Origin of the sequence: Vibrio sp. 10N.222.48.A3 (assembly GCF_041475345.1) — a bacterium.
Lineage (GTDB): Bacteria > Pseudomonadota > Gammaproteobacteria > Enterobacterales > Vibrionaceae > Vibrio > Vibrio tasmaniensis_A.
Map to the genome: position 1 here is coordinate 1 of NZ_JBFRVX010000134.1, position 4903 is coordinate 4903.

Consider the following 4903-nt stretch of genomic DNA (forward strand, 5'->3'; position numbering starts at 1 on the left):
GACAGGTATAAGTCGAGTACGTCGTTGCGTGTTTTAGTGCTGTCGGAAAAGCGATTGATAGCTAATTCAAGTTGGGTGTATTCAGTCGCGCCAACCAAGCTGAACTCAGTTTTGTTCAAAGAGGCTAGCGATCTAAATTCATCTATTTCACGCTTCAAGTTAACTAGATTGAATTCGTTAGTACCACAAGTGTCGGTACTTAAGCACTGCTGTAGAGTTTGAATATCTTGTTCGATGGTCTGATTAAGCTTCTGAGCTTGTATGAGCAGTGGGGCACTTTGCACTTGAGCAACCGAATCTATTTTTGACCAAGAAAAGTATAAATAGAAAGCGAGCGCCGCTAGTACTACGCTGAACAATATGCTCAGACGTAGAGCTGGTACGGAAATGTTATAAGAAGGTTTTCCGCTCATTGATTACCTCTCATCGAATGCATCTTCGATGGCTGACATCACAGGTTTTGCAGCGTATTCGATCACGCGACGCGAGCCTGTTTTTACGTCGGCGGTAAATTCCATATAAGGTGATAATTTGTATTGAGTGCCTCCTCGTTCAAGAAAGTTTCGATCAATCTCAATCTCTGCCAAATAGAATTCGGCATCTTCTTCTTCGTATGATGAACGGCTAATTGAGGCGATGGTTCCCTCAACAAATCCATATTTTGCGAAGTTATAAGTATCCATTTTTACTTTTACCGCCTGGCCAATTTCAACAAACCCCATGTCTTTACGCGGAATTTTCGCTTCACCGTGTAGGGAGTTATTGATTGGAGCAATATCAGCGATACTCTCGCCGGGTGGTATTACCGCAGAACGGAAGTTGAAGTGTAATTTGTCGACCACACCATCCACTGGTGAGTAGACGATTAAGCGATCTACCTTATCGGAATGTTGTGGTTGCAAGATCCGTTTTAGTTTGAGGTCTTTATTGGCCTGAATGATCTGTGCTTGGTACTCAGAGTTACGATTCTCAACCAAATCTCGATGTTGTTTCTCGAGTTTGTCGAGTTGGAAACGTTCGTTCATGACGGACTCATCAAGGTTTTCAATCTCACGAACCATATTGGATTCTTGTACTTTCATATTTAGAACGTCGACATATGACGCCATCTCTTCTTTATAAAGCGTATTTTTGATGTTGAGTTGTTTGCGAATGAGCGAGAGTTGGTTCTCTGAGCTTTTGCGACGCTTTAGCATTGATCCAATTAGAGAGTTTTTGTGTTTAATATCGTGAGTGATCAGCTCTTCGTTAGAGCGGTTCTTCGAGAACTCTTGCTGCCAAGTATTCATGTTGACTTGAACTTGTTCTGGGTACTTTTCGATGTAAGAAGCAAAGTTTGGTTCGACCATGTCACGCAAGCTTTCATAACGAATTTTATCGAGTTCCAGCTGTATGATTTCGGTGTTCACTGTATCGAGTTGGGTGTTACGGTCGAGTGAGCGGATTCGAGCAATCGGCTGGCCTTCATACACAACTTCTCCTTTTCTCACTAACAGCTCTTCTAAAATACCGCCTTCTAGGTGTTGAACTTTCTCAACATCAGACTCTAGTAACAGCTCGCCACGCACAGAAACGACAATGTCGATGCGTGCCTGTGACGCTACGGCGATAGCCACCAAAGCAAGTAGAAAAATGATGAGTAACGTCTTGTGAACGCTAGTCATCGCACTTGCAAGCACGATGGTGTCATCTGCTGTGACCTTGGAAGCCTCGTTGTTAGAAACGAGCGCTTTTCTGAGATGATGCTCTATTTGGTTATTGCTCATGACCTACCTCGATGACTCGTCATCTACAACTTCCTTAATATCCAACAAGTGATTAATTTGTCTATTGACGTTTTGTAGTTCAGTTTTCACATCTTCTAAAAGCGCTTCCGGCGCAGGGAATTCGTGTTTACTCAAATGTTCCAACTTGGCCATTTTGGGCGGCAGGTCTTGGTCACACAGCAAGGTTAAGATGGTCTTCAATTTTTTTGAGTAGTTGTTGAGTTCGTCAAAGCGATTACTCTTATGAAGCGTTTCTATGTTGATTGCTGCGTCTGAAAAGTCCTTATAAAAGTCGCCTAATAGCAATTGCAGCCCTTTGTGGTTGTTGTCGATTGAACGCAACAAATTCGTCATGTCTATCATCATTCCACTGCCTTAATTGCTTTAATCACAATAACTAAGGATCTTTAAAGGCAGTTTTCAATTTTTTTTTTGCTTCTTTTCACTTCTTTATGCATAAAAAAGAAAATATGAAAAAAGTTGTATAAAAACTTGGTTTTTTAAAATGGTGTCCTTTAATGCCTCTAAATACGATCAGTTAGCTAGTAGCAACGGAGGCTGTAATGGCAGGCGAAAATAACCAAAACAACCAAAATGAAGATCTCAATGACGCGGTAGAACAGACGGACACGAACGACGCGGGTACGCCCTCCCAACAGCAGAATCAACAAAATCAACAGAACACGATTGCGTCGACGGTAGCGACGGGTGCTGAAAATACCGACGCGGCAGACGAAGTGAACCAAGCGTTGGAAGACAATCCAAGTGGTGCTGGTAATACAGAAGAAGCAGCAGCTTCTGGTGCTGCTGTTCAAGAAGAGACGCCAGAAAGCGATGGAGATTCAGATGCAGCTCAATCTAATGTAGTCGGTGGTGCGGCTTCGGAAGCTGGCTCGGATAATGCTGCTGGCAGTGGTGGCGGAGCAGGTGCTGGCGCTCAAGCCGTAGGTGGCGATAACGCAGAGGCTGCGACAGGTGGATCCGACGCTGAGGGTAATGAAGAACAAGGCCAAGCAGCACGTACCTCTGCAGCTCCGAGTGCTACATCTTCTGAATCTGATGGCCAACAAGTCGATGATGATCTCGATTCACAGACAGTAGAAGAGACATTCGCCGTTGATGTTCAAGCTTCTGACGAAGAGACCATCAGTGAAGTAGAAGATGACTTTGATTCTGAGACAACAAGTGAAACGTTCAAAATCAAGGTGGAAAGTGAAAATGATGCTCCGGAGGCTGAACAAGATCTGGCTTACATCATGGATGAAGATGGCTCCATAACATTTACTCAAGAACAATTACTCGAATACGCAAGTGATGTTGATGGTGATGAGCTTGTTGCTTCAAACGTTCAAGTCGGTGCAGATGCAACGGTTCAAGATAATGGTGACGGTACGTTCACAGTTGTACCTTCCGCTGACTTTAATGGCGAGCTAGACCTTACTTTTGATATCAGTGACGGCCAAGAAACCATAAGTAGCGCAATTGATTTAACGGTTCGTCCTATTAATGACGCACCTGTACCAGAAGATAAAACGTTTGAAATAGAAGAAGATGGCACGTTAATCTTCACCGATGCAGACCTGTTAACAGGTGCTACCGACATTGAAGGTGACAACCTTACTGTTGAAGGTGTGACCTACGATGGTGGCGACGGTATCCTGACCGACAACGGTAATGGTACATATACTTTCGCTCCGAATGAAAACTTCAATGGTGATGTAAACTTCGGCTTCGATGTCTCTGACGGAACCGATACGGTATCAGCCAATATCGATGTGAGCGTGACAGCGGTTGATGATGCGCCTGTTTCTGGTGACCTAGCGTACTCAATCGACGAAGACGGTTCGATTCGCCTAAGCCAAGAGCAACTGCTATCACAAGCATCTGATGTTGAAGGCGATGACCTGACAGCCAGCGATCTTACGGTTGGTGGTGATGCAACAGTCGTTGCGAACGATGACGGCAGCTTCACCATCACGCCAGATGAGAACTTCAATGGCGACATCGATATCAGTTTCGATATCTCTGATGGTACCAACACGGTTCAAGCTTCTGCAGACCTTACGGTTAATCCAGTTAACGATTTACCAGTCCCTCAAGATCAACAGTTCAGCGTTGAAGAAGACGGCACGTTAATCTTCACTGATGCAGACCTGTTAACCGGCGCAACGGACATTGAAGGTGACAACCTTACTATTGAAAGTGTGACCTACGACGGTGGCGACGGTATTCTTACCGACAACGGTAATGGCACATACACCTTCGCACCGAATGAAAACTTTAATGGCGACGTAAACTTCGGTTTCGATGTATCAGATGGTACCGATACAGTCTCTGCCAACATCGATGTGAGTGTTAGAGCTGTTGATGATGCGCCAGTATCGGGCGACCTAGCGTACTCAATCGACGAAGATGGTTCAATTCGTCTAAGCCAAGAGCAGCTGCTTTCTCAAGCATCAGATGTGGAAGGCGATGACCTGACAGCGAGCGACCTAACGGTTGGTGGTGATGCGACGGTTGTAGCTAACGATGACGGCAGTTTCACCATCACGCCAGATGAGAACTTCAATGGCGACATCGATATCAGCTTTGATATCTCTGATGGCACCAATACCGTTCAAGCTTCAGCAGACCTGACCGTTAACCCAGTAAACGACCTACCAGTCCCTCAAGATCAACAGTTCAGTATTGCAGAAGACGGTACTTTACTGTTCACAGACGCCGACCTATTAACAGGCGCAACGGACATTGAAGGTGACAACCTAACGGTTGAAGGTGTGACCTACGATGGCGGCGATGGCATTCTTACTGATAACGGTAATGGCACGTACACCTTTGCGCCAAACGAGAACTTCAATGGTGACGTAAACTTCAGCTTCGATGTATCAGACGGTACAGACACGGTTGCTGCAAACATTGATGTAAGCGTAACAGCAGTCGATGATGCACCAGTATCAGGCGACCTTGCTTACTCAGTCGATGAAGACGGTTCGATTCGTCTAAGCCAAGAGCAACTACTGTCTCAAGCATCTGACGTAGAAGGCGATGATCTAATTGCTAGTGGCCTAACGGTTGGTGGCGATGCGACAGTTATTCAAAACGACGATAGCAGCTTTACCATTACGCCAGATGAGAAC

Annotated in this window: 3 protein-coding genes and 1 pseudogene; 1 reads left to right on the forward strand and 3 read right to left on the reverse strand. The window is 45.2% G+C overall.

Going from position 1 to position 4903, the window contains the following annotated elements:
• The 3 genes and pseudogenes from AB4653_RS05045 to AB4653_RS05055 all read right to left on the reverse strand — a co-directional run.
• A pseudogene (locus tag AB4653_RS05045) lies at positions 1 to 413 on the reverse strand (response regulator); the annotation flags it as partial.
• A gap of 3 nt (positions 414 to 416) precedes the next feature.
• Complete coding sequence (locus AB4653_RS05050; protein WP_009844977.1) at positions 417 to 1766, reverse strand: HlyD family type I secretion periplasmic adaptor subunit; 1350 nt, start codon at positions 1764 to 1766, stop codon at positions 417 to 419.
• Between the two features lie 3 nt (positions 1767 to 1769).
• On the reverse strand, positions 1770 to 2132 hold the full coding sequence (locus AB4653_RS05055) for a hypothetical protein (RefSeq protein ID WP_032555011.1): 363 nt from the start codon (positions 2130 to 2132) through the stop codon (positions 1770 to 1772).
• A gap of 197 nt (positions 2133 to 2329) precedes the next feature.
• On the opposite strand from AB4653_RS05055, the gene AB4653_RS05060 reads away from it, so the two are divergent.
• Positions 2330 to 4903, forward strand: a 2574-nt coding sequence (locus AB4653_RS05060; protein WP_372103475.1) for a tandem-95 repeat protein, incomplete at its 3' end; no start/stop codon positions are given.